Annotated in this window: 23 protein-coding genes and 3 pseudogenes; 16 read left to right on the top strand and 10 right to left on the bottom strand. The window is 70.7% G+C overall.

Annotated features, from left to right (window positions below; all coding sequences use genetic code 11):
* The first annotated feature begins 133 nt into the window (after nucleotides 1–133).
* The 4 genes and pseudogenes from ACTWO6_RS02420 to ACTWO6_RS02405 all read left to right on the top strand — a co-directional run.
* Nucleotides 134–751, top strand: coding sequence for a pyridoxamine 5'-phosphate oxidase family protein (locus tag ACTWO6_RS02420; protein ID WP_446218000.1), 618 nt, complete (start codon nucleotides 134–136; stop codon nucleotides 749–751).
* Between the two features lie 74 nt (nucleotides 752–825).
* Nucleotides 826–1,485 (top strand): winged helix-turn-helix domain-containing protein, encoded by a 660-nt coding sequence (locus ACTWO6_RS02415; protein ID WP_446217999.1) that lies wholly within the window; start codon nucleotides 826–828, stop codon nucleotides 1,483–1,485.
* Nucleotides 1,478–2,791, top strand: coding sequence for an MFS transporter (locus tag ACTWO6_RS02410; protein WP_446217997.1), 1,314 nt, complete (start codon nucleotides 1,478–1,480; stop codon nucleotides 2,789–2,791). The genes ACTWO6_RS02415 and ACTWO6_RS02410 overlap by 8 nt, the downstream gene beginning before the upstream one ends.
* Before the next feature lie 126 nt (nucleotides 2,792–2,917).
* Nucleotides 2,918–3,367: pseudogene (locus ACTWO6_RS02405) on the top strand (SRPBCC family protein); the annotation flags it as partial.
* A 433-nt stretch (nucleotides 3,368–3,800) separates the two neighbouring features.
* Here the strand turns inward: ACTWO6_RS02405 and ACTWO6_RS02400 are convergent.
* The gene (locus tag ACTWO6_RS02400; protein ID WP_446217995.1) at nucleotides 3,801–4,454 is read right to left on the bottom strand and encodes a GNAT family N-acetyltransferase; all 654 of its coding nucleotides are present in this window, start codon (nucleotides 4,452–4,454) and stop codon (nucleotides 3,801–3,803) included.
* A gap of 56 nt (nucleotides 4,455–4,510) precedes the next feature.
* Nucleotides 4,511–4,993, bottom strand: coding sequence for a MarR family winged helix-turn-helix transcriptional regulator (locus tag ACTWO6_RS02395; protein WP_446217994.1), 483 nt, complete (start codon nucleotides 4,991–4,993; stop codon nucleotides 4,511–4,513).
* Nucleotides 4,994–5,078: 85 nt separating this feature from the next.
* Between ACTWO6_RS02395 and ACTWO6_RS02390 the strand changes: the two genes are divergently transcribed.
* Nucleotides 5,079–5,300, top strand: a complete 222-nt coding sequence (locus tag ACTWO6_RS02390) for a hypothetical protein (protein WP_446217993.1) — start codon at nucleotides 5,079–5,081, stop codon at nucleotides 5,298–5,300.
* Nucleotides 5,301–5,349: 49 nt separating this feature from the next.
* On the opposite strand, the pseudogene ACTWO6_RS02385 reads toward ACTWO6_RS02390, so the two are convergent.
* Nucleotides 5,350–6,019, bottom strand: a pseudogene (locus tag ACTWO6_RS02385) (sigma factor).
* Nucleotides 6,020–6,122: 103 nt separating this feature from the next.
* On the opposite strand from ACTWO6_RS02385, the gene ACTWO6_RS02380 reads away from it, so the two are divergent.
* Nucleotides 6,123–6,893: an SDR family oxidoreductase gene (locus tag ACTWO6_RS02380; RefSeq protein ID WP_446217992.1), complete on the top strand. Its 771-nt coding sequence runs from the start codon at nucleotides 6,123–6,125 to the stop codon at nucleotides 6,891–6,893.
* A gap of 67 nt (nucleotides 6,894–6,960) precedes the next feature.
* Here the strand turns inward: ACTWO6_RS02380 and ACTWO6_RS02375 are convergent, their stop codons facing one another.
* Nucleotides 6,961–8,112, bottom strand: a complete 1,152-nt coding sequence (locus tag ACTWO6_RS02375; RefSeq protein ID WP_446217991.1) for an epoxide hydrolase family protein — start codon at nucleotides 8,110–8,112, stop codon at nucleotides 6,961–6,963.
* A 213-nt stretch (nucleotides 8,113–8,325) separates the two neighbouring features.
* Between ACTWO6_RS02375 and ACTWO6_RS02370 the strand changes: the two genes are divergently transcribed.
* The 3 genes from ACTWO6_RS02370 to ACTWO6_RS02360 are packed head-to-tail and all read left to right on the top strand — an operon-like array spanning nucleotide 8,326 to nucleotide 9,761.
* Nucleotides 8,326–8,523, top strand: coding sequence for a hypothetical protein (locus ACTWO6_RS02370; RefSeq protein WP_446217990.1), 198 nt, complete (start codon nucleotides 8,326–8,328; stop codon nucleotides 8,521–8,523).
* A complete protein-coding gene (locus tag ACTWO6_RS02365) occupies nucleotides 8,517–9,032 on the top strand; it encodes a hypothetical protein (RefSeq protein WP_446217989.1) in 516 nt (171 codons plus the stop codon). The genes ACTWO6_RS02370 and ACTWO6_RS02365 overlap by 7 nt, the downstream gene beginning before the upstream one ends.
* Before the next feature lie 51 nt (nucleotides 9,033–9,083).
* Nucleotides 9,084–9,761 (top strand): TMEM175 family protein, encoded by a 678-nt coding sequence (locus ACTWO6_RS02360; RefSeq protein ID WP_446217988.1) that lies wholly within the window; start codon nucleotides 9,084–9,086, stop codon nucleotides 9,759–9,761.
* A 182-nt stretch (nucleotides 9,762–9,943) separates the two neighbouring features.
* Here ACTWO6_RS02360 and ACTWO6_RS02355 read toward each other — a convergent pair whose 3' ends face one another.
* Nucleotides 9,944–10,537, bottom strand: a complete 594-nt coding sequence (locus tag ACTWO6_RS02355) for an ArsR/SmtB family transcription factor (protein ID WP_446217987.1) — start codon at nucleotides 10,535–10,537, stop codon at nucleotides 9,944–9,946.
* A 65-nt stretch (nucleotides 10,538–10,602) separates the two neighbouring features.
* Here ACTWO6_RS02355 and ACTWO6_RS02350 point away from each other — a divergent pair, with 65 nt between their 5' ends.
* From ACTWO6_RS02350 to ACTWO6_RS02340, 3 genes are all read left to right on the top strand, one after another.
* Nucleotides 10,603–11,178, top strand: a complete 576-nt coding sequence (locus ACTWO6_RS02350) for a dienelactone hydrolase family protein (RefSeq protein WP_446217986.1) — start codon at nucleotides 10,603–10,605, stop codon at nucleotides 11,176–11,178.
* Nucleotides 11,179–11,417: 239 nt separating this feature from the next.
* A complete protein-coding gene (locus ACTWO6_RS02345) occupies nucleotides 11,418–11,912 on the top strand; it encodes a DUF6624 domain-containing protein (protein ID WP_446217985.1) in 495 nt (164 codons plus the stop codon).
* A 140-nt stretch (nucleotides 11,913–12,052) separates the two neighbouring features.
* Nucleotides 12,053–12,463: an NUDIX hydrolase gene (locus ACTWO6_RS02340; protein ID WP_446217984.1), complete on the top strand. Its 411-nt coding sequence runs from the start codon at nucleotides 12,053–12,055 to the stop codon at nucleotides 12,461–12,463.
* Here the strand turns inward: ACTWO6_RS02340 and ACTWO6_RS02335 are convergent.
* Nucleotides 12,450–12,887 (bottom strand): transposase, encoded by a 438-nt coding sequence (locus tag ACTWO6_RS02335; RefSeq protein ID WP_446217983.1) that lies wholly within the window; start codon nucleotides 12,885–12,887, stop codon nucleotides 12,450–12,452. The genes ACTWO6_RS02340 and ACTWO6_RS02335 overlap by 14 nt on opposite strands.
* A 200-nt stretch (nucleotides 12,888–13,087) precedes the next feature.
* Here ACTWO6_RS02335 and ACTWO6_RS02330 point away from each other — a divergent pair, with 200 nt between their 5' ends.
* On the top strand, nucleotides 13,088–13,453 hold the full coding sequence (locus ACTWO6_RS02330; RefSeq protein ID WP_446217982.1) for a hypothetical protein: 366 nt from the start codon (nucleotides 13,088–13,090) through the stop codon (nucleotides 13,451–13,453).
* Nucleotides 13,454–13,624: 171 nt separating this feature from the next.
* Here the strand turns inward: ACTWO6_RS02330 and ACTWO6_RS02325 are convergent, their stop codons facing one another.
* From ACTWO6_RS02325 to ACTWO6_RS02315, 3 genes are read right to left on the bottom strand one after another with little or no spacing between them, the layout of a single operon-like run.
* Nucleotides 13,625–14,362, bottom strand: coding sequence for a methyltransferase domain-containing protein (locus ACTWO6_RS02325; protein WP_446217981.1), 738 nt, complete (start codon nucleotides 14,360–14,362; stop codon nucleotides 13,625–13,627).
* Nucleotides 14,363–14,405: 43 nt separating this feature from the next.
* A complete protein-coding gene (locus ACTWO6_RS02320) occupies nucleotides 14,406–14,819 on the bottom strand; it encodes a hypothetical protein (protein ID WP_446217980.1) in 414 nt (137 codons plus the stop codon).
* Nucleotides 14,820–14,876: 57 nt separating this feature from the next.
* The gene (locus ACTWO6_RS02315) at nucleotides 14,877–15,491 is read right to left on the bottom strand and encodes a hypothetical protein (protein WP_446217979.1); all 615 of its coding nucleotides are present in this window, start codon (nucleotides 15,489–15,491) and stop codon (nucleotides 14,877–14,879) included.
* A 334-nt stretch (nucleotides 15,492–15,825) separates the two neighbouring features.
* Here ACTWO6_RS02315 and ACTWO6_RS02310 point away from each other — a divergent pair, with 334 nt between their 5' ends.
* Nucleotides 15,826–16,590, top strand: coding sequence for an AAA family ATPase (locus tag ACTWO6_RS02310; protein ID WP_446217978.1), 765 nt, complete (start codon nucleotides 15,826–15,828; stop codon nucleotides 16,588–16,590).
* A gap of 340 nt (nucleotides 16,591–16,930) precedes the next feature.
* On the opposite strand, the gene ACTWO6_RS02305 is transcribed toward ACTWO6_RS02310, so the two are convergent.
* Nucleotides 16,931–17,347, bottom strand: a complete 417-nt coding sequence (locus tag ACTWO6_RS02305; RefSeq protein ID WP_446217977.1) for a hypothetical protein — start codon at nucleotides 17,345–17,347, stop codon at nucleotides 16,931–16,933.
* An 877-nt stretch (nucleotides 17,348–18,224) separates the two neighbouring features.
* Here ACTWO6_RS02305 and ACTWO6_RS02300 point away from each other — a divergent pair.
* Together ACTWO6_RS02300 and ACTWO6_RS02295 are read left to right on the top strand one after the other, a co-directional pair.
* A pseudogene (locus ACTWO6_RS02300) lies at nucleotides 18,225–18,437 on the top strand (IS110 family transposase); the annotation flags it as partial.
* 298 nt (nucleotides 18,438–18,735) lie between these two features.
* The gene (locus ACTWO6_RS02295) at nucleotides 18,736–19,785 is read left to right on the top strand and encodes a GNAT family N-acetyltransferase (RefSeq protein ID WP_446217976.1); all 1,050 of its coding nucleotides are present in this window, start codon (nucleotides 18,736–18,738) and stop codon (nucleotides 19,783–19,785) included.
* Nucleotides 19,786–19,888 lie beyond the last annotated feature (103 nt).

The raw sequence follows: 19,888 nt of genomic DNA, 5'->3' as shown, positions 1-19,888 counted from the left end.
GCGCTGCGGCTTAGGCGGTACCCGTCGGGATCCCGGGCAAACCTCGCGTTCGACGCGCTCGCCTAGGCTGGCGGCGTGGGGACCGGCCGTTCCGCCGGCCCGCCACCCGGGTCAACGGACGGGGGAGGCACACGTGACGGTGGAGATCACTTCACCCGGGGAGCTGCGCGAGCTGCTGGGGGCGCCGATGCCGCGGGCGGTCGCCAAGGAGCGGGCGGTGCTGCACGAGCGGGACCGGCAGTGGCTGGCGGCCTCGCCGTTCTGCCTGGTCGCCACGGCAGGCGCGGACGGCAGCTGCGACGTCTCGCCGAAGGGCGACCCGCCGGGCTTCACGCTGGTGCTCGACGAGGCGACGATCGCGATCCCGGAGCGACCGGGCAACCGCCGGGCGGACGGCTACCGCAACATCCTGGACAACCCGCACGTCGGGCTGATCTACCTGATCCCGGGGCGCACCGACACGCTGCGGATCAACGGCCGGGCCCGGCTGGTCCGGGACGCGCCGTTCTTCGACGACATGGTGGTGAAGGGCCACCGTCCGGTGCTGGCCGTGGTGGTGGAGATCGAGCAGATCTTCTACCACTGCGCGAAGGCGTTCCTCCGCTCGAAGCTGTGGCAGCCGGAGACCTGGCAGCCGGAGGCGCTGCCGTCCCGGCCCCGGCTGATCAAGGAGGTGGAGGCCCCGGCGGAGAGCCTCGCCGACCTGGAGCGCCACTACGGCCCGGAGTACGCCGCGCGCATCTACTCCTGAGCGACCGGCCGACCCCGGGCCGGATCCCGCTCGGGGCATTGCTAAAGACATCTTTATAAAGATAGCTTTAGCATATGCCGTTGTCCCGGGTGAACCTCTCCGACCCCGTCTCGCTGCGCGGCTACGCCCACCCGCTGCGAATGGCCCTGATCGGGCTGCTCCGCCGGCAGGGCCCGATGACCGCCACCCGGGCCGCCGAGCACCTCGGGGAGAGCGTGCCGAGCTGCTCGTTCCACCTGCGTCAGCTCGCCAAGTACGGGCTGGCCGAGCGGGTGCCGGGCGCGGACGGCCGGGAACGGCCCTGGCGGGCCACCGCCGCGGTGACCACCTGGGACGAGGGCACCGAGGACCCGGAGATGCGGGCGGCCACCGACCAGCTCAGCGCGGTGCTGCTCGCCCGGTACGTGCGACGGGCCGAGGACTTCCTGGCCCGGCGCGCGCAGGAGCCGACGGCCTGGCGCGCGGTCACCGGCTTCAGCGACGCGCTGCTGCACGTGACCCCCGACGAGCTGGCCGAGCTGACCCGCCGGATGGACGCCCTCCTCGCCGAGTACGACGACCGCACCGACCCGGCCGCCCGACCCGACGGCACCCGGCCGGTCGCGCTCTTCCAGATGCTCATGCCGATCGAGGACGGGCCGGCCGCGGCGCCCGCCGCTCCCCCGGCGGCCGGCCGCGGGCGACCGGGCGAGGACGACCCGAGTCCGGACGACCACGCCCGGGCCGATGACTGAGCGGTCCGCGGCGAGGGTCGTCGACAGCCCGCCCCCGGCGGCCGCGCCGCCCCGCCGGGCGCGCCGCGCCCGGCTGCCCCGACTGCTGCGCGAGCGGGCGTTCCGGCGGTACTGGTCGGCGACGACCGTCTCCCTCTTCGGCGACGAGGTCTCCACGCTCGCCCTGCCGCTGCTCGCCGTCCTCGGCACCGCGGCCGGGCCCGCCGAGATGGGCTACCTGACCGCCGCCGGGCTGGCCCCGAACCTGCTCTTCCCGCTCCTGGTCGGCGCCTGGGTGGACCGGTACCCGCACAAGCGCCGGATCATGGTGCTCACCGACGTCGGCCGGGCGCTGCTGATGGCGACCGTGCCGGTGGCGTACCTGTTCGGCGTGCTGGCCCTCACCCAGCTCTACGTCGTCGCCTTCGCGATCGGCACGCTGGCCGTCCTCTTCGAGGTGTCCCGCAGCACGCTCTTCGTCTCCCTGGTCGACCGCCGGGACTACGTCGAGGCCAACACGCTGCTCAACGGCAGCCGGGCGATGTCGACGGTGGCCGGCCCGGGTCTCGCCGGCGTGCTGGTGCAGGTGCTCAGCGCGCCGGTCGCGCTGGTCACCGACGCCCTGTCGTACCTCGTCTCGGCGTGCTTCCTGGGGCGGATCCGGCCGACGGAGCCGGCGCCCGCGCGCGGCGCCGGCCTCGGCATCGGCGAAGGACTGCGGGTGCTGGTCCGCTCGCCGATGATGCGCGCGCTCCTGCTCGGGTCCACCACGCTCAACCTGTTCAACTTCATGTTCATCGCGCTCTTCGTGCTGTACGCCACCCGCGAGCTGGGCATCGCGCCCGGCGTGCTCGGTGCGGTGCTCGGCGCGGGCGCGGTGGGCGGGCTGATCGGCGCGGCGCTGACCGGCCGGCTCGCCCGCCGCTTCGGCGTCGGCCCGACAGTGGTGGCCAGCTACCTGCTCTTTCCCGCCCCGCTGCTGCTCGTCCCGCTGGCCGACGGTCCCATGCCGCTGGTGCTGGGCATGCTCTTCGTCGCCGAGTTCCTCGCCGCCGCCGGGGTGATGGTGCTGGACATCGCCGTCGGCTCGGTGCAGACCGCGCTCACCCCGCGGCGGCTGCTCGCCCGGGTGTCGGGGGTCTGGCGCACGGTCAACTACGGCATCCGGCCGATCGGCGCACTGCTCGGCGGCGCGCTCGGCCAGGCCCTCGGCGTACGACCGGCGCTCTGGATCGCCACCGCCGGCGCCCTCGCCGGTCTGCTCTGGGTGGTCTTCTCGCCGGTCCGCGCGCTGCGTGAGCTGCCCGAACCGGCGGCGGACGACTGACGGAGATCGCCAGCAGAGCGTCGCGGGCCCGTCCCTTGTGCACGCCGTTCATCCCGGTTGAGCGTCTTTTTCGCGGGTAGGAAGTTCGGTGGACGCGAGAAGACGACTCACCGACAAGGAGTACCCATGACCACGAAGGTCGAGAAGTCCATCGAAGTCAACGTTCCGGTCAGCACCGCCTACAACCAGTGGACCCAGTTCGAGGAGTTCCCCCGCTTCATGGGGGGTGTCCAGGAGGTACGCCAGCTCGACGACAAGCGGATGCACTGGGTCGCCGAGATCGCGGGCGTGAAGCGCGAGTGGGACGCCAAGGTCCTGGAGCAGGTCCCGGACCGCAAGGTGGCCTGGGCCGCCACCGAGGGCGCGACCAACGCCGGCGCCGTCTACTTCCAGCCGGTCGGCACCGACCGCACCCAGGTCCGGCTCTCCCTCGAGTACGAGCCCGAGGGGCTGGTCGAGAAGGCCGGCGACAAGCTGCACATCGTCGAGAAGCGGGCCGAGGCGGACCTGGAGAAGTTCAAGTCGTACATCGAGGCCCGGGGCACCGAGACCGGCGCCTGGCGCGGCACGATCGACGACGGCCGTAACCTCGGCACGCCCGGCGTGGAGCACGCCGCGGCCTCGCGGGGCGACGACGGCAAGGCCGGCGTCTCCGGCAAGGCCGTGGCGGCCGGCGCCGCCCTGGCGGGCGCGGCCGGGGCCGGCGCGGCGGCGCTGGCGAAGCACCGGTCGGGCGACGACGACACCACCACGCCGGAGACCGAGACCGAGTACGTGGTGACCGACGTCCCGACGCCCCGGACGGGCGCCTTCCCGGCCGATCCGGCCGATCCGCGCCGCAACCTCTGACGCACGTCCTCCCTGCCGGATGAGCCCGGCGGGCCGGCTTCGAGCCGAGCTCGCCGGGCTCATCCGTCGGGAGCGTGGTGACGGCACCACCGCTCGGCTTCACCGGGGTGACGATCGACCGGGCCGGTTCCGGACAGCTACCCCGTCCGGCCCGGCCGGCTCACTCCGCCGCCGCGAGACCGAAGGGCGGCAGGCACGGCTCCAGCCCGCTCACGGTGACCGCCGGTCGCTCGGTCCGCTCCCAGTCCTCCCGGCTCAACCGCAGCCGCTGGGAGACGACCGCCTGGCCGTGCAGGACATCACGGGTGATGCCGTCCGGCCGGTAGCCCAGCCGCCGGGAGATCGCCAGCGGCGCGACGTTGTCGACGAACGAGGCCGTCGTGGCGTGCGCGGCGCCGAGGCCGGCGAAGGCCAGGTGCAGCATCGCCGCGCGCATCTCTCGGCCGACGCCCCGCCCCTGGTAGTCGAGGCCCACCCACGACCCGCTCCGCACCTCCCGCGTGGTCGCGAAATCCCGGGCCCGCATGCTCTGTACGCCCACCGGGCGGCCGGCCGAGAACACCGCCAGCTCCAGCGCCCAGTCCTGTGGCGTCCAGGAGCCGCGACAGTGCCCGTGGGACTGCACCAGGTGGCGGGCCCGCTCGACGGGCGGCAGGTCGGTCCACGGCGTGAGGAACGGCCGCTGGCCCGGCTCGTGGACCCCCCGCGCGGCGAGCTCAGCCAGCTCGGCCAGCTCCTCGTCGGTCGGCGGACGCAGTTCCAGCCGGTCGGTCCGGACGCGCAGCCCGAGCAGGGGCCAGTGGTCGATCAGCACGCCACATTCTGCGCGGGGGCGACAGCCACGGCAACGGGTTTCACCAGCGGCCGGCCTCAACCCACGCCGTCGTTGGCGGGCGGCGCCTTCGACGCCTGCCGCGCCGCCTCGATGACGTCGGTCAGCGTGGCGTGCAGGCGCTTGAGGTCCTCGATCGGCATGCCCAGCCGCTCGACGATGGCCGGGGGGATGCGCTCGGCCCGGCTCCGCAACGCCCGACCCTTGGCGGTGAGCGTCACGGCGAGGCTGCGCTCGTCGGCCGGGTCACGCTCGCGCCGGAGGTAGCCGGTCGCCTCCAGCCGCTTGAGCAGGGGCGACAGGGTGCCCGGGTCGAGTTGCAGGAGGCGGCTCAGCTCGCGTACGGACAGGGGCGCGTGCTGCCAGAGGGCCAGCATCACCAGATACTGCGGGTGGGTGAGTCCCATCGGTTCGAGCAGCGGGCGGTAGACGGCCACCACCCCACGGGCCGCGACGGAGAGGGCGAAACAGACCTGCTGTTCCAGCGCCAGCGGATCATCGATGTCGCTCAGGTCACCCATCCCGATCGGTCCCTCCCTCTCGCTGTTACCGTACCAATAGTTGGTGTACCAATCGTTGGAGTACCACTGGCGAGGGGTGGGACACGTGACGGAGGAGAACAAGACTCCGGACCAGGGCAAGGGCGGCCGGGTCCTGGACTGGGTCTACCGGAACCTTGCCGGCCCCGCAACGGTCGACAACGCCATCCACGGCGGCTCTCAGGAGGCACGGGAGCAGTGGAAGCGGGACCTGGAGAAGCGCAAGCAGTGGAGCCGGGAGCAGCGCGAGCGCAAGCGCGCCGAGCGCGAGGCGCGACGCGGGCACTGATCCGGGTCCACGGAATCCAGCCGGCCACCCGGCCGGCCCGCGACGGCGGTCAGCCGTCGAGGACCGACAGGTCGAGCCGGCCCAGCCGCTCGGGGTCGGAGAGCACGTCGATGGCGACGATCTTCCCGGCCGTGACGGTGAAGCCCATGACCGAGACCGGCCGTCCCTGTACGACGACCACGACGCCGGCGGCGCCGTTGACCAGCGCCGGGCGCGCGAACGGGGAGAGCCGCCCGAAGGTGAGCGCCTGGCCGGCCACCGTGTGCGCGCCGGTGAGCACCACCGTGTGCCGGGCCCGCGTGAGCCCCCCGTCGGCCCGCAGCACCACGTCGGGGTGGAGCACCGCGACGAGCGCGTCGAAGTCGCCGTCGCGGGCGGCGGCGAAGAACGCGCTGACGACCGCCCGCTGACGGCTGGCGTCGGGGTCGGACTCCGGGGCCTGCCCGCGTACCCGGCGGCGGGCCCGGCTCGCCAACTGCCGGGCCGCGGTCGGGGTCCGCTCGATCATCGGGGCGATCTCCTCGAACGGCACGGCGAACATGTCGTGCAGCACGAACGCCAGCCGCTCGGCCGCCGTCAGCGTCCCGGTTGACCCGCAGCCAGGCGTCCTGCACGGCGTCGTCCGCCTCGCTCACCGAACCGAGCATCCGGTACGCCACCGCCCGCAGCCTGGGCCGCTGCTCCTCGAACTGCCCGGTCAGCCATTCGCGCTCGTTCACCGGTCACATTCCCTTCTCGCCGGGTGTCACAGCGGTAGACCCACGAAACACCGCCGATGTGACCGGGAGACCGACTCCCGGACCGAATGAGTTTGGAGCAACCATGACGTCACCCATCCTGGTCACCGGTGGTACCGGCACCCTCGGCCGCCTCGCCGTACCGCTCCTGCGGGACGCCGGCCACGACGTGCGGGTGCTCAGCCGGGGCCACCACCAGCCCGGAAACGGCATCGAGCACGTCACCGGCGACCTGCTCACCGGCGCGGGCGTCGAGTCCGCGGTCGCCGGGACCGAGACCGTCCTGCACCTCGCGGGAGGCCCCAAGGGCGATGACGAGGCGACCCGCAACCTGGTCCGGGCCGCCTCCCGCGCCGAAGTACGGCACCTGGTGTACATCTCCGTCATCGGCGCGGACCGGGTCCCCCTGAGCTGGCTCCGGTCGAAGCTGGACGCGGAGCGGGCGATCGCCGACTCCGGCCTGCCGTGGACGACGCTGCGGGCCGCCCAGTTCCACGGCCTGGTCCTCACCATGATGCAGAAGATGGCGAAGCTGCCGGTGATACCGGTCCCGGGCGGGCTCCGGCTCCAGCCGGTCGACGCGCGGGACGTGGCGGCCCGGCTCGTGGAGCTGACGCTCGACAAGCCCGCCGGCCTGGTGCCCGACCTGGCCGGGCCCCGGGTGTACGGGATGGCCGAGCTGGCCCGCGGCTACCTGCGGGCCCGCGGCAAGCGCCGCCCGATGATGCCGGTACGGATGCCGGGGAAGGCCGGCCGGGCGTACCGGGCGGGCGAGAACCTGACGCTCGACGGCGCCGACCTGGGCGCACGGACCTGGGAGGACTTCCTGGCCGAACAGCTGCGCCCGGCCCGCTGAGCAGCATCCCGCGGCGGGCCGTCCCCCGGGGGGCGGAGCCGGATCGGTGACCCGGCTCCGCCACCGATCAGGGCCGGTGGAGCGAGGTGAAGAACCGCGTCAGTTCACCGGCGAGCAGGTCCGGCTCCTCCAGCGGCATGAAGTGCCCGCCCCGGCCCGGCTCACTCCAGTGCCGGATGTCGGTGCAGGCGCGTTCGGCGATCTCCCGGGGGAAGTTGGCCTGCGAGGGCTCGGTGCTCACCGTGAACGCGGCGGGCACCGTGATGTCGGGTCGTGGGCTGTTGTGGTCGAAGTCGAAGTACTGCCGGAACGACGAGCCGATCGAGCCGCTCGCCCAGTACAGGGTGATGATCGTCAGGAGGGTGTCCCGGTCGAAGCGGCTCTCCAGGTCCCCGTGGTTGTCGCTCCAGTCCCGGTACTTGTCGACGAGCCAGGCGGCCAGCCCCACCGGGGAGTCGATCAGCGCCGCGGCGATGGTGTCCGGTCGGGTGCCCATGATGGCGCTGTAACCCCCGTCGGTCAGGTCGTACGCCACCTCCGCGTCGAGATACGCCTGCTCGGCCGGGGAGAGCGGATGCGCGTCGAAGCTGGCCGGGAACGGTGGGTGGATCATGTGGATGCCGGCCACCTGCGCGGGGTACAGCGCGCCCAGCCAACCGGTGACCACGCCGCCGACGTCACCGCCGAAGGCGCCGTACCGCTGGTGGCCGAGGACATCCGTCATCAGCAGGTGCAGGGTCCGCGCCATCGTGGCCCGGGTGAGCGGACCCTCCGGCAGCTCCGACCAGAGGAACCCGGGCAGCGAGGGCACCACCACGTCGAACGCCGCCGCCGGGTCACCCCCGTAGCGGGCGGGGTCGGTCAGGCGGTCGACCAGCGGCAGCATCTCCACGAAGCTGCTGGGCCAGCCGTGGCTCAGGATCAGCGGCAGTGGAGCGGGCGCGCCCGCCGGACGCTTCCCGGCGACCCGAAGGAAGTGCAGGTGCCGGCCGCCGATCTCGGCCCGGTAGTGCGGCAGTGCGTTGAGCTCGGCCTCGCGAGCCCGCCAGTCGAACCCGTCGAGCCAGTAGGAGACCAGGTCCCGCAGGTAGTCGGGATCGGCGCCACCCTGCCAGGGCCGGTCGCCACTGCGGTCCGTGAAGCGGGTACGGGCCACACGGGCCCGCAGATCATCGAGTACCTCGTCGGATACGTCGATGCTGAACGGGGTGAAGGTCATTGTTCCTCCGGTTGGAGGACGCTCCCCGACGCGAGGTCAGCTGAAAGGAATGGCCGGGTGGAGCGCCCAGACGTGACATTGGGTGTTCACCGGGCTCACCTCCCCTCGTCGCTGACGGCCGTCACCCTACACACGCTCGGCCACCGCGGACCGGGAGGCCCCGGTCAGGCCAGCGGGTGCTCGTCGTCCCGGGGTGGACGACAGGAGTGGGCCATGCGTCTGTCCGGCTGCGTTACGTTCGTCGGCATGAGCCGCGGAGCGGTCGTCCTCAAGCTGAGCCACGACCAGGCGCTGGTCGAAATTCTCATGCCCGACTACGCCCAGCGCCTGGGGGCCGCTCGGGGGCGTCCGCCGGAGACGCTCGGCGAATTCGACCCGATGACGGACGACGACCGTCAACGGGGGTGGTGATGGCCACAGCGCCTCCATCGCCCGATCCCGAATGGGCAGGGCTCCCACCGGCCCCACCGATACCGGCTGAGCTGCCGCGCCGCCCGCCGTCGGCCCGACGTGGCCGGATCGCCGCCGGTATCGGCATCGCCGTCGCCGGCCACGTGCCCGCAAGTGGCCTGTGGCTCTATTCGTTCTACACGTTCGTCTACTCCGCGAGTCCCGACTCGTTATTCATGGTGGATTGCCTGGTGATACTCCTCCAGCTGGCGCTGTTCGCCTGCTGTGCCGTGCCTGGCGGTGTGCTGGTCCTGAACGGGGACCGGGGCCTCGGCCTGGGCCTGCTGATCGGTTGGGTCGCAGGCGTCATCGCGCTCGTGGTGGGCACGATCCTGATTGGTCACTCCGTACCGGTCGATCCGACGGCGGCAGCCCCAAACATGGCCCACCACGCCCTCACGCCTACGTCGGCAGGGCCGGCGGCGCCCACTGACCCGTACCATGACCACAAAGCTCGCGGCGTTGGGTGACACGCCGCTCGGCTCCGCGCCCAGCGCCGGTTCGTGTCCCAGTCTTGGGCGGTGGCAGAACCTGTTCGTGGACCGGCAAGGTCAACGACGTTCGGCGCGGAACGCAATCCCGCGCGGCTCGTCGCCTTCAGCGATGCGGTCTTCGCCATCTCCATCACCCTGCTCGTTCTGGAGATCAGCCCGCCGGAGGACACCCGGCACCTGGCCCACGGCCTCGCCACGCTGTGGCCGTCCTACCTGTCGTACGCCCTCACCTTCCTTCTCATCGGGCAGGTGTGGGCCAACCACCACGTCATGTTCGATCACCTCCGCGGCACCGACTGGGTGGTGCTGTTGCTCAACACCCTGCTGTTGATGAGCATCGCGTTCCTGCCATTCGCCGCCTCCGTTCTGGCGGCCGCGTTCCGCGGCGGACACGGGCAGCGGACTGCCGTGGTCTTCTACGGCCTCGCGCTCGGGCTGGCAGCCTCTCTGTTCAACGCGATCTGGGGGTACGCGAGCCGCGGTCGCCGGCTGCTCGGCACCACCGTCGATCCCGCCGCTGCCCGAGCCATCGGCAGGCGCTTCCGGCTCGCTCCCCTCTGGATCGCCGCCGGAATCCTGCTCGGCGCCCTCCTGCCCGTCCTCGGCGTGGCCGTGATCACCGCGCTGATCCCCTTCTACTGGCTACCGATCCCGGGGGAGATCGCAAGGGTGAAGCGTCGGCGCGGCGGTGGCGGTCAGGAGTGACCCCGGGGGATGCGTGCGGGCGGGACCTGGTCGGTGTTGCCGCCAGCGGAAGCCAGGAGGACCATCACTCGACTCGGCCGGAGCAGTGAACCGGTAGCTCGACGGGCGCTCCGCAGCAGCCGTTGACCAGGGCACCAGGTCGGCCAGGATCGCGCCGACGAGCCGAATGACGGCGGACGTCCTCAGTCCGAGTCCACGGCCGGCGCGTGGTCCGGGTCGGGCAAGATGGGGTGGCCGGTCGGGTAGAGGCCGGCGACGAAGCCGTAGACCGTGTCGCCGGAGCGCGGCAGCTCGGTGAACTCCCGGATGAGCGCCTCGACGCGCCGCCAGAACTGCGCCGCGCTCTCCTTGGGGATGCGGGCGTGGCGCACCGTCGTGTAGAGCGTGTCCGCCTCGTGGGCCGGCACCGACTCGGCCGCCGCGACGGACAGGCCGTTGACGCACACGGGCGTCGTCGTGTCGCCCGGGCGCCGGACCACGCCCACGTGGATGGTGCGGCCCGTGCGTCCGTAGTACCGCTCGTCGATGGCGCGCACCCGCCGGGTGCGGACGACGCGGAGCATCCCGGCCTTGAGCAGCACGTTGACGTGATGGGCGACCGTACTCTTTGGTCGGTCGACGGCCGTGGCCAGCTCGGCCACGGTGGCGGCCCGCTCGAGCACCAGGTCGAGGATCGTGGCCCGCAGCGGGTCGGCGATCGCGCGCAACTGCGCAGGTGTGGACACCTCGACCGTGTCGGGCAGGTCGTAATCCGGGATTTGGGTATTGCTCGACATTTGTCGAACAGTCTAAACTTTTGGAGTGTTCGTGGCAAGATCCCATCCGAGACCGGGGAGACCGCATGGCTGAGGTGTTGTTGTTCCATCACGCGCAGGGTCAGACGACGGGCGTCCTCGCCTTCGCCGACGAGCTCCACCGAGCCGGGCACACCGTGCACACGCCGGACCTGTACGACGGCCGCACCTTCGCGACGCTGGACGACGGCCTGGCGTACGCCCGGGAGGTGGGCTTCGACAACCTGCTCGATCGAGGCGTGGGAGCGGCGGACGGGCTGTCCGAAGAGCTCGTCTACGCGGGCTTCTCACTCGGCGTGCTGCCGGCGCAGAAGCTCGCGCAGACCCGGGCCGGCGCGCGCGGGGCCCTGCTGTTCGAGTCCTGCCTCCCCGTCTCGGAGTTCGGGACCGCCTGGCCGGCGGGCGTGCCGGTACAGATCCACGGCGCGGACGCCGATCCCTTTTTCGCCGGCGAGGGTGACATCGACGCCGCCCGCGCGCTCGTCGAGTCGGCCGAGGACGCGGAGCTGTTCGTCTACCCCAGCGACCGGCACCTGTTCGCCGACCCCAGCCTGCCGTCCTACGACGCCGACGCCGCCAAGCTGCTCACCCAGCGCGTGCTCGACTTCCTCGCCGCCCGCTGACAAGTCCAGGGACCACAGCACCCGTACGCCCCTGCATCAGCGCCTGACCAGCACAACAGCATCGGCCCAGCCTCGGACGGCCCCTTGAGACCCGGCATCACGGCACACGACAATCGGCGGACGGAAGGGTGCCCATGAGAGCTCTGCTACGAGTCCTGTTGTCGCTGGCCGCCCTCCTGGCTTCCGCGGGGTGCTCCGCTTCTCCGGAGCCTTCCGAGCCGCGGGAATCAGCAGCCATCGTGCAGTTCAACCAGGCGCTGCACGACGAGTTGGTCGGGATGCTCAAGCGCGACCAGGCCGAACGCACCGGCGGGCCCCAAGGCGAGGGTGATGAGGCGCGCACCGCCCGCTTGAAGGAAATCATCGATGGACACGGCTGGCCCACCGTCGATCTCGTCGGCAAGGACGGTGGGGACGCCGCGTGGACGATCGCCCAGCACTCCGATTTCGACCCCGCATTCCAGCAGAAGGCGCTCGAGATGCTGCGCGATGCCGTGGCTGACGGCCAGGCCTCGCCGGGCAACCTCGCCTATCTCGAGGATCGGGTGGCGGTCGCCCACGGGCAGCCACAGGTGTACGGGACGCAGATCCAATGCGGCCCGAAGGGCCCCGCCTTCGCAACGCCGATCAAGGACGAGGCGGGAGTCGAGCACCGACGGGCAGCGGCGGGACTCGATCCGCTGGCCGACTACATGGCCGAGATGACCGCGATCTGCGCCCAGGACGCGGGCTAGCCTCCCGCCTGGTCGGCTGGGTGGCGGCACCACCAGAATGACCGCGAGGAGGACCAAGCTGGCCGGCTCGCAGCCAGAACGGCCACGGGAAGCTTCTGTGAGGTCCTCTCCGCGTGTATCGGGCATGGCACGATCTCGCAGTGGCCACCTATGACGTCGCGCTCGTGCTGCTTATCGATCCCTCAGGCGCAGTGCTTCTGCAGCACCGCGATGAAGACGTGGCCGCCTCGCCAAACCAGTGGAGCCTGCCAGGCGGCCACGTCGAGCCCGGCGAGTCGCCTGAGGAGGCAGCCCGCCGGGAACTGCGGGAAGAGACGGGTTTGACAGCGGGTGAGCTGCACCCGCTGTGGAGTGGTCCGCGTCCGTATGAGGCCGCCTTCCCTCACACTGTGACGGTCCACGTGTTCTGTGGCACCACCAGGGCGCGGCAGGAGGACGTAGTACTCGGCGAGGGAGGAGCCATGGTGTTCGTCCCCCGAGATGAGCTACTCGACCGTGAGCTGGCGGTCTCCTCTGCGCTGGTCCTGTCTTTGCACCTCAAGGGCGCATGACGCGGGCCCTCCGGTCATCGAGGCCAGAGCAGCGCGGCGATGAGGACGAGGCAGGCGCGGTAGTGGCTGCGCGTTTGGCGTGGCGGGTGGCCAGGTCGCGCCATTGTTTGAGCCGGTTGAAGCAGCGTTCGACCTGGTTGCGTTCGCGGTAGATGCCTCTGTCGAAGGCGGGGGGGGGCGTCCGCCACGACTGCCCATGGTCGCGCGGCCCGCGATCTGGTCGGATCGCTCGGGGATGGTGTGGGCAATGCCGCGCCGACGCAGCGCGGCGCGGGTGGACTCGTGGGTACACCTTGGCAGCGATGAGCATGTCCGGACGCTTGCGCGGCCGACCCGGGCCCGGGAGGTTGACGCTGATCGCGTCCAGGACGTTGAACAGCTGCGGGTTGTCGCCGGCCTGACCAGGCGTGAGCAGGATCGCCAACGGCCGGCCCCGCCGATCGACGGCGATATGGATCTTCGTGGTCGGCCCGCCCCGGGAGCGTCCCAGCGCCTCACCGTCCGCCGCCGTGACCGTCCACCGTCCCTTTTTGCAGGCGCTCCCGCTCCCCCGTCCGGCCCCAGACCACCACGTTCAAGGGCAGTTACTACGAGCTGTCCGACGCGCGGTGCAACCCCAAGCCCGTGCAGCAGCCGCACCCGCCCATCTGCATCGGCGGCAGCGGCAGCGGCAGCGGCGAGAAGCGCACGCTGCGCACGGTCGCCCGCTTCGCCCAGCACTGGAATTTCGACAGCGGCACGGTCGAGCAATTCAGCCGGGCGCGGGACGTGCTGTACCAGCGCTGCGCGGATATCGGTCGCGACCCGGCGGAGATCCTGCTGTCCAGCCAGGTGCAATTCACCGGCGACCCGGCCGAGACGGCCGCAACCGCCGCGGCCCTCGGCGCAGCCGGCGCTGAACTCGCGATCGTATACCTGCGACCGCCCTACACACCGGCCGTGCTGGAGCCGCTGGCGAGCGCGCTGTCCGAGCTGTTCCAAGCCGGCTGAGCCACAGCGCAATCCGCTGCCCTAGCCAGAGCCGCAAGGCAACATGTGCCCACGCTCCAGGGGCAACCCCCCTGACCATCGCCAGCAGGTTGGCGCTGTCTGCCGATCTCCGCCCGCTCGCGGGCCGCGCGGGCGACATCCTCGTGCCGGTACGCGAAGCCGGCCCGCTCGCTAGCCAGGCCTGCGGGCGACCACGACCAGCGCCATCCCGAAGAACTTCAGCGGTGACCGCTCGATCGCGTCGGTGACTGGGCGGATCCGCCGGCCGAGCCCCGACCGGTCGAACGGCGGCATGATGTAGTCTACCGCCACCGGTTCGAGCCCGGCCCGGCGCAGCTGTCCGGTCAGGCCGCGCGCGGTGAACGAGCGGGCATCGGCCAGCCGCCGGTGTAGTGGCACCAGCCACGGCAGGAACGGGCCGCGAGAGGGTCGATACCGCCTTCCGCGCACCAGGAAGCCATGCGTCTCGAACGGGAACCAGCGGTTCGGCGTGGTCAGCGCGAACCGGCCGCCCGGAGTCAGTACCCGGTGCACCTGCCGGAGGGCACGGTCGAGATCGTCCACGTGCTCCACTACCTCGATCGCGGTGACCAGGTCGAAGCTCCGGTCCGGATAGTCGAGCTCGCTCACCGACAGCTCGCGAACGGCGATCTTGTCCGCCGCCGCCGGGTCGGTAGCCAGCCGCTCCCGGAACAGCTCCAACCGATCGCGCTGGATGTCGATCGCCTCGATCTGCTCGAACGCGCCGGCCAATCGCATCGTGTAGGTGCCGTCACCGCATCCGATGTCGAGCAGCCGCCGGCCGGTGAGCGCGGTACGGCGGCCAAGCGTGCCCAGCCGTTTGGCGATACCGCGCTCGCCGAACGCGCTACCGTGCCCCAACCCCAGGTGTCGACTCGTGTTGGCCATGGCCGCTGACCTTATCCCGCGCTTCTATCGAGTGGGGGGCGGATCAGTTCGGCGAGGTCAGCGAGAAGCTGCCCGCGTGGAAGCTGGCCGGCGCCGCCAGGCGCAGGACGCCGTCCGGATCGGGTAAGACGGCACTCAGCAGTGGGTGACGTTCGGCCAGGAACATGGAAAGGACCATGGCGCCATGGGCGTCGGTCAACCGGATACGCAGTGCCGCGTGGTCCGCCTCATCAAGGCATTGGCCGTTGAGCTGACAGTTGTGGTCCGGCCAGATGATCTCGCTAACACCTTCGTCAGGCAGGCTCGCCAGCGCAGCGCCGACGTCAGTCTGCAGGTCAGGCCAGACCAGTAGCCGGGCTCGGGGGGGGGCGAACCGTGTCCGGACAGCATCGAGGTTGCTGGGCGTAATGCGGTGCCAGCGGGCGGCGTTGTAGACGTAAACCTCTGCTAGAAGCACGGCGCCGCGCTCTGCGGCGACAGCGGCAACCTCGTCCCAGAAACCGCTGTCGGCCGGTTACTGGTCCCAGCCGACATGGATGAAGAAGCGGTCCTCGGCTTCAAGCCGGCACCAGCACAGCCGGCCGGCCGTTGCGCCCGTCACCGTCCAGGCCCACCCGAATTGCCGCGTGAGCGACAGCGTGTGCGGTCGGACGCGACCGCGGACGTCAGTGCCAAGCTCCGCGGGTCTCCCCCAGGTGGGTGTGGAACTGGCCACGGTGGAGGTGCGGGCGTGACAAGGCTGGAGCCGGACCAGCCGCTTCGCCTCCTCGGGGTCCGTGTCGGTGAGGAAGAGGCCCAGGTTGTGCCGGCTCCGGCGGTCGTCCTGCTCGGTCACCGCCGTGAGCAGGTGCACGTAGCGGTACCGCTCCCGGCGTACGCCCTCCGGCAGACCGGCGAGGAACGCCTCCGCCACCTCCTGCGGAGAGGCAATGTCGAACCCACCGCCGACTCCGGTGAGCGGCTTGGCCGGCCACACCGGGTCGTACGCGCTGAACCTGTTGAAGAACGACGGCTGCAGGTCCGACAACACGCCTTCGCACCACCCGACGGCAACGGTGACGATGTAACCGGTCACCCCCTCGCTCTCCAGCATGAGCACGCGGGCCTCGCCCTCGCGGCACCAGTCCAAGAGGTCCTGGATACGGCGCCGGTGGTCGAGCTTGGTCAGGGCATCTCGCAGCTGCTCCGAGAGACTCTTCCGCCCGCCCCGAAGGGGACGTGGTGGTTCTACGGTGTGGAAGGTGGCCGCCAGACCATCGTCATGCGGACCGTGCAGAGCTGATCCCGACTTGCGGGTCGCCTCGCCCGTCGCCGGGCGACGCCCTGGTCTTGATGCGGGAACCTCAGTTTGGACGCGCGTGCTCAACCGGTCGTGATGCCCGAAACGCCTGCGGCCAACGGCGGAGCTACTTGCCCCTGGTGCCCGCTCATGACCGCTGCGGGCCGCTGCTACTGGCCCATGGATGGCCCGTGACGCCTTGGTGTTCACGCTCGGCACGTCGACAGCACGTCTGCGGTTCTGCCAGGATCGGCGGATGTTGGTGAGGGAACGGCCGGTGGTGGTCGCTGTATGCGGGTGTCCGGGGGCTGGGAAGACCACCATTGCCTCTGCAACGGCTGGCCGCTTCGGTATCCCGTTCCTGACCCGCGACGAGATCAAGACTGGTCTTGGGCTGTCCTCCGCCTCCGTCGCCGAGGACGGCCGGGTCCGGCTCGACCGGGACTTCCACGTTGCCGGCGGTCCCGTCAGCCTCCGGGCTGAGGCCGTGATGGTCGACGCAGTCCGGCTGCTCGCGGCCTCAGGGGTGAGCTTCGTCGTGGAGTCCTCGGTGTTGTCCCACGAGCTGCTAGGTGTGCTGCTCGCGTGTGGCACCCGAGTGCTGGCTGTTCACGTCGTCGCCCAGGGGGCGGTCATCGACCGGCGACTTGGCGCTCGGGCGGCCGAAGGCGGGGCCATCGACCAGCAGCTCCTGTCCCTGTTTCAGCGGGGCGAGATGAAGCGGTCGCTTTTCGAACCGCCGGAGGGCGTCGACGCCGTCGTTGAGATCGACACCTCAGACGATGAAGCTCCGGCCATCGAGACGATCGTGGCAGCAGTCGTCGCCCTGCTTGGGCCGCCAAGAACGGGAGGCGGCTCGTTACCGAGCGAGCCAGCAACGAACCATCGACCAGCGCCCGCAGGTAGCTGGCGTCCTGGCCAATCGGTGGAATCGCTCCGCCGGAGTTGAGCGAACCATCAAGCTGCGCAGACAGTCGTCCAGCGGTGTCCGCCGCTCAGCGGATCTCCTCGTCGGGCAGTCGTAGACCTTCCAGCCTCCCCAGATGGGGACAAGGTGGAGCGCCCTACCGGACGAGTCTCCATGACGTTTGTCAGGCGTCGGCGTGGGCGGCCCGCAGCGGCCTTGGGATTAGAAGAAGATCAGGGATGGCTGGTCGGGCGGCTGCGCCCCTGGTCAGCCCGTCCGTGGTTGTCGGGCGATGTCGGCCTCAGTGCGCGGCCTTGGCTGTACGGATGGCTGTACAGGCAAGGCGGCCCCTCATGATCTGCAACCTTGCTGTCGACCGCTGTTAGAGGCAGATCCAGCAGTAGATGGTTTCCCCGCTCGTGCGTGCTCTGCGTGCCAGCCCAACAAATTCCCGTAAGAGCGACAGCATGATCTCCGGCTGCATGTCGCTGTAGTAGGACAGCTCCTCGATGTGTGACCACCGATCGGCCAGGCCCGGCAACCGGTCGTCCGGGATTTCGGCAAGCGCATCCCGGGCGCGCTCGCTCAGTTCAACTACCCAGGGTCCTTCGTACTCAGGGTCCTCACCAGCGCCATCGGGCCAGATGAGTCGGTCCCCGATCAGGTCGGCGGCCCATGGCACGTCGAGAGCGAACGAGACGACCTTGCCGAGGACTACGGGCGGATCGATGCCCTTGGCGTCCACGGCATCCACGCCATCCACGCCATCCACGCCATCCACGCCATCCACGCCATCCACGGCAGGAGAGTCTCCCTCTCGCACCACAGGGCCGCCGTCCGTAGCGGCCATCAGCTTTGCGACAGCCTCCTCGTCAGAAGCGCGGAAGTAGTCGTATAGAACACCCACAGAAGCCTCCCGACCGGCTGCCATGCCGCCATCTGTAGGGCGACCGAGAGAACATATAACCCGGCCGCCAGGGGAGGCGGATCTCCTCGTCGGGCAGTCGCCAGACCGTCCAGCCTCCCCGGACGGGGACAAGGTGGAGCGCCCTACCGGGCGAACGACCTTGCGGGCGCCAACGTCAAGGCGGCGCAGCGGATGCTCGGGCACGCCTCGGCGTCGATGACCCTGGACGTGTACGCGGGGCTGTTCGGTGACGACCTGGACGCGGTCGCCAACCGCCTAGACGAGGCGGGCCGCACGGGACAAGGACTATCTAAGGACTCGACCTGCCAGCAGCGGCGTGATCGACCTCGGGAAACGGCGAAGTCCAGGCCGATGACCTGGGCTTCTGTGCCGAGCCGCCTGACGGAATCGAACCGTCGACCAACGCATTACGAGATCAAATTGCCGGCGCCGACGACCTGGGCGTATGGGGGCTTAGCAGCGGAAACACCTCTCAACATCTCGCACCACTCCCCCGCCGTCCGTCGACCTCTTGCGGACTAGATGCAGACCGCTCACCCTCTGATCCGTAGCCTTGGCTAGGCCGTCCAGAGCGGTTCAGCGCAGACTTCGGCCAGTGGTCCGACGCCTGCGGCCGTCCGCGCTCGTCCTCACCCGTCCGGCGGCGTTGCTAATGAGAGTTACCGGGTCAGCTACGGCAGACTCGGGTCCGGTAGCCGCTGGCGGGTGAGCACTCCCCGTTGCAGCTGTGGACCTGCGGGAGGACGACGTGCTGTTCGTGGGAGACGACTGGGCCGAGGACCACCACGATGTCGAGATACAGAACGAGGCGGGCCGACGGCTGGGCAAGGCGAAACTCGAGGAAGGGATCGCGGGGATCGCCGGCCTGCACGCGCTGATCGGCCAGCAGTTGGGCGAGGACGGCGACCCGGTCCAAGTGGTGGTCGGCATCGAAACCGACCGGGGACCGTGGGTGCAGGCCGATTGATTTCCAGGTTCTTCAGGGTCTACCACTCGGCGAAAAGGTGCACCTGGTGGAGCAGGCGGACTACATCTGGTGCGAGCACTGCTGGGCCGAGATCCGCGGCGGTGGACACAAGCAGGCCGAGACTGGGTGACCTACGGATTATGAGAAAAAGTTGCCTACCCCGGACCACCTGCACGGACCGGGACCTAGCAGGGGAAAGGCCTTTAGGTAGCCACCACTGGCGGGGGTGTGATGCCGCAGGGCACGGAAATTCGTTGGTCCTGGTCGCATCAGGCGGCTAGAACTGGGTGTCATGCCCGCTGACTCGGCTCTCGCCGCACCTCGGCTCACCACGGCCCACCTCGTCCTCGTCCCGCTGGACGCCGGCACCGCCGAGGCGGTACGGGTTGGCGATCTGAGCGGCCTCACCCCCGGCGACGGATGGCCACATGCGGACACCCTCGACGGCCTGCACGGGATCGCCGCCGGTCGCGCGTTCGGCTGGCTGGTGACCCTCGACGGGGTGGTCGTCGGTGACTGCGGCGTGCACACCGCTGCCGACGAACGGGGGGACATCGAAATCGGGTACGGGTTGGCCGCGCCGTTCCGGGGCCGCGGCTACGGCACCGAGGTGGTCGCCGCGATCACCCGCCACCTGCTGTCCCGGCCCGGCATCCGGCAGATCGTCGCGGGCACCGAGCAGGACAACCAGCCGAGCCGTCGGGTCCTGGAGCGCGCCGGCTTCACCGTCACCGGCCAGGACGGCGACGAGGTGCGGTACGCGGCGGTCGACCCGCCGGTGTCGATCCTGCTGGTCTCCGGCAGCACCCGCCAGGCGTCCACGAACACCGCCGCCCTGCTGGCCGCCGCCGCCGTCGCGCCGCCCGGCGTCGCCACCGAGCTGTACGACGGGCTGGCGGACCTGCCGGCGTTCAACCCCGACCTCGACCAGGAGTCGGGCCCGCTGCCGACGGCCGTCGCCCGGCTGCGGGAACGGATCGACGCGGCTGACGGCATGCTGCTGTGCACTCCCGAGTACGCCGGCACGCTGCCCGGCAGCTTCAAGAACGTGCTCGACTGGACCGTCGGCGGCGGACAGCTGTACGGCAAGCCGGTGGCGATCCTGAACGTCGCGGCGCCGGGCCGGGGTGACGGGGCGCAGGCCACCCTCCGCGTCGTCCTCGGCTACGTGTCGGCGGAGATCAGCGAGGTCGCCAGCGTGCGGCTGACCGTGCCCCACGACGCCGTGGGGCCGGACGGGCTGCTCGTCCGCGACGGCATCCGGGACGAGCTGCGCCGGCTGCTCACCGCCTTCGCCGCCGAGCTGCGCGAGCGCGTGCCGGTCGGCTCGTTCCCCGGGTGAGCCCCGACCTACGGGCGCTGCCCCCACTCGATCGGGTTGTCGTCGAGGTCGGCCAGGGAATCGAACCCGCACTGTCATCTTGGGAATCGCACAAGACCGGCTA

It is taken from the genome of Micromonospora sp. IBHARD004 (genome assembly GCF_052814115.1).
The sequence above is the reverse complement of the archived record's forward strand: the minus strand, read 5'-3'. Positions and strand labels throughout refer to the sequence as shown.

Bases quoted from the DNA above. Each gene is read 5' to 3' on its own strand.
- ACTWO6_RS02415 (WP_446217999.1), top strand. From the start codon at position 826: ATGCCGTTGTCCCGGGTGAACCTCTCCGACCCCGTCTCGCTGCGCGGC.
- ACTWO6_RS02410 (WP_446217997.1), top strand. From the start codon at position 1,478: ATGACTGAGCGGTCCGCGGCGAGGGTCGTCGACAGCCCGCCCCCGGCG.
- ACTWO6_RS02395 (WP_446217994.1), bottom strand. From the start codon at position 4,993: ATGGGTGACCTGAGCGACATCGATGATCCGCTGGCGCTGGAACAGCAG.
- ACTWO6_RS02380 (WP_446217992.1), top strand. From the start codon at position 6,123: ATGACGTCACCCATCCTGGTCACCGGTGGTACCGGCACCCTCGGCCGC.
- ACTWO6_RS02375 (WP_446217991.1), bottom strand. From the start codon at position 8,112: ATGACCTTCACCCCGTTCAGCATCGACGTATCCGACGAGGTACTCGAT.
- ACTWO6_RS02370 (WP_446217990.1), top strand. From the start codon at position 8,326: ATGCGTCTGTCCGGCTGCGTTACGTTCGTCGGCATGAGCCGCGGAGCG.
- ACTWO6_RS02355 (WP_446217987.1), bottom strand. From the start codon at position 10,537: ATGTCGAGCAATACCCAAATCCCGGATTACGACCTGCCCGACACGGTC.
- ACTWO6_RS02350 (WP_446217986.1), top strand. From the start codon at position 10,603: ATGGCTGAGGTGTTGTTGTTCCATCACGCGCAGGGTCAGACGACGGGC.
- ACTWO6_RS02325 (WP_446217981.1), bottom strand. From the start codon at position 14,362: ATGGCCAACACGAGTCGACACCTGGGGTTGGGGCACGGTAGCGCGTTC.
- ACTWO6_RS02310 (WP_446217978.1), top strand. From the start codon at position 15,826: ATGGCCCGTGACGCCTTGGTGTTCACGCTCGGCACGTCGACAGCACGT.
- ACTWO6_RS02295 (WP_446217976.1), top strand. From the start codon at position 18,736: ATGCCCGCTGACTCGGCTCTCGCCGCACCTCGGCTCACCACGGCCCAC.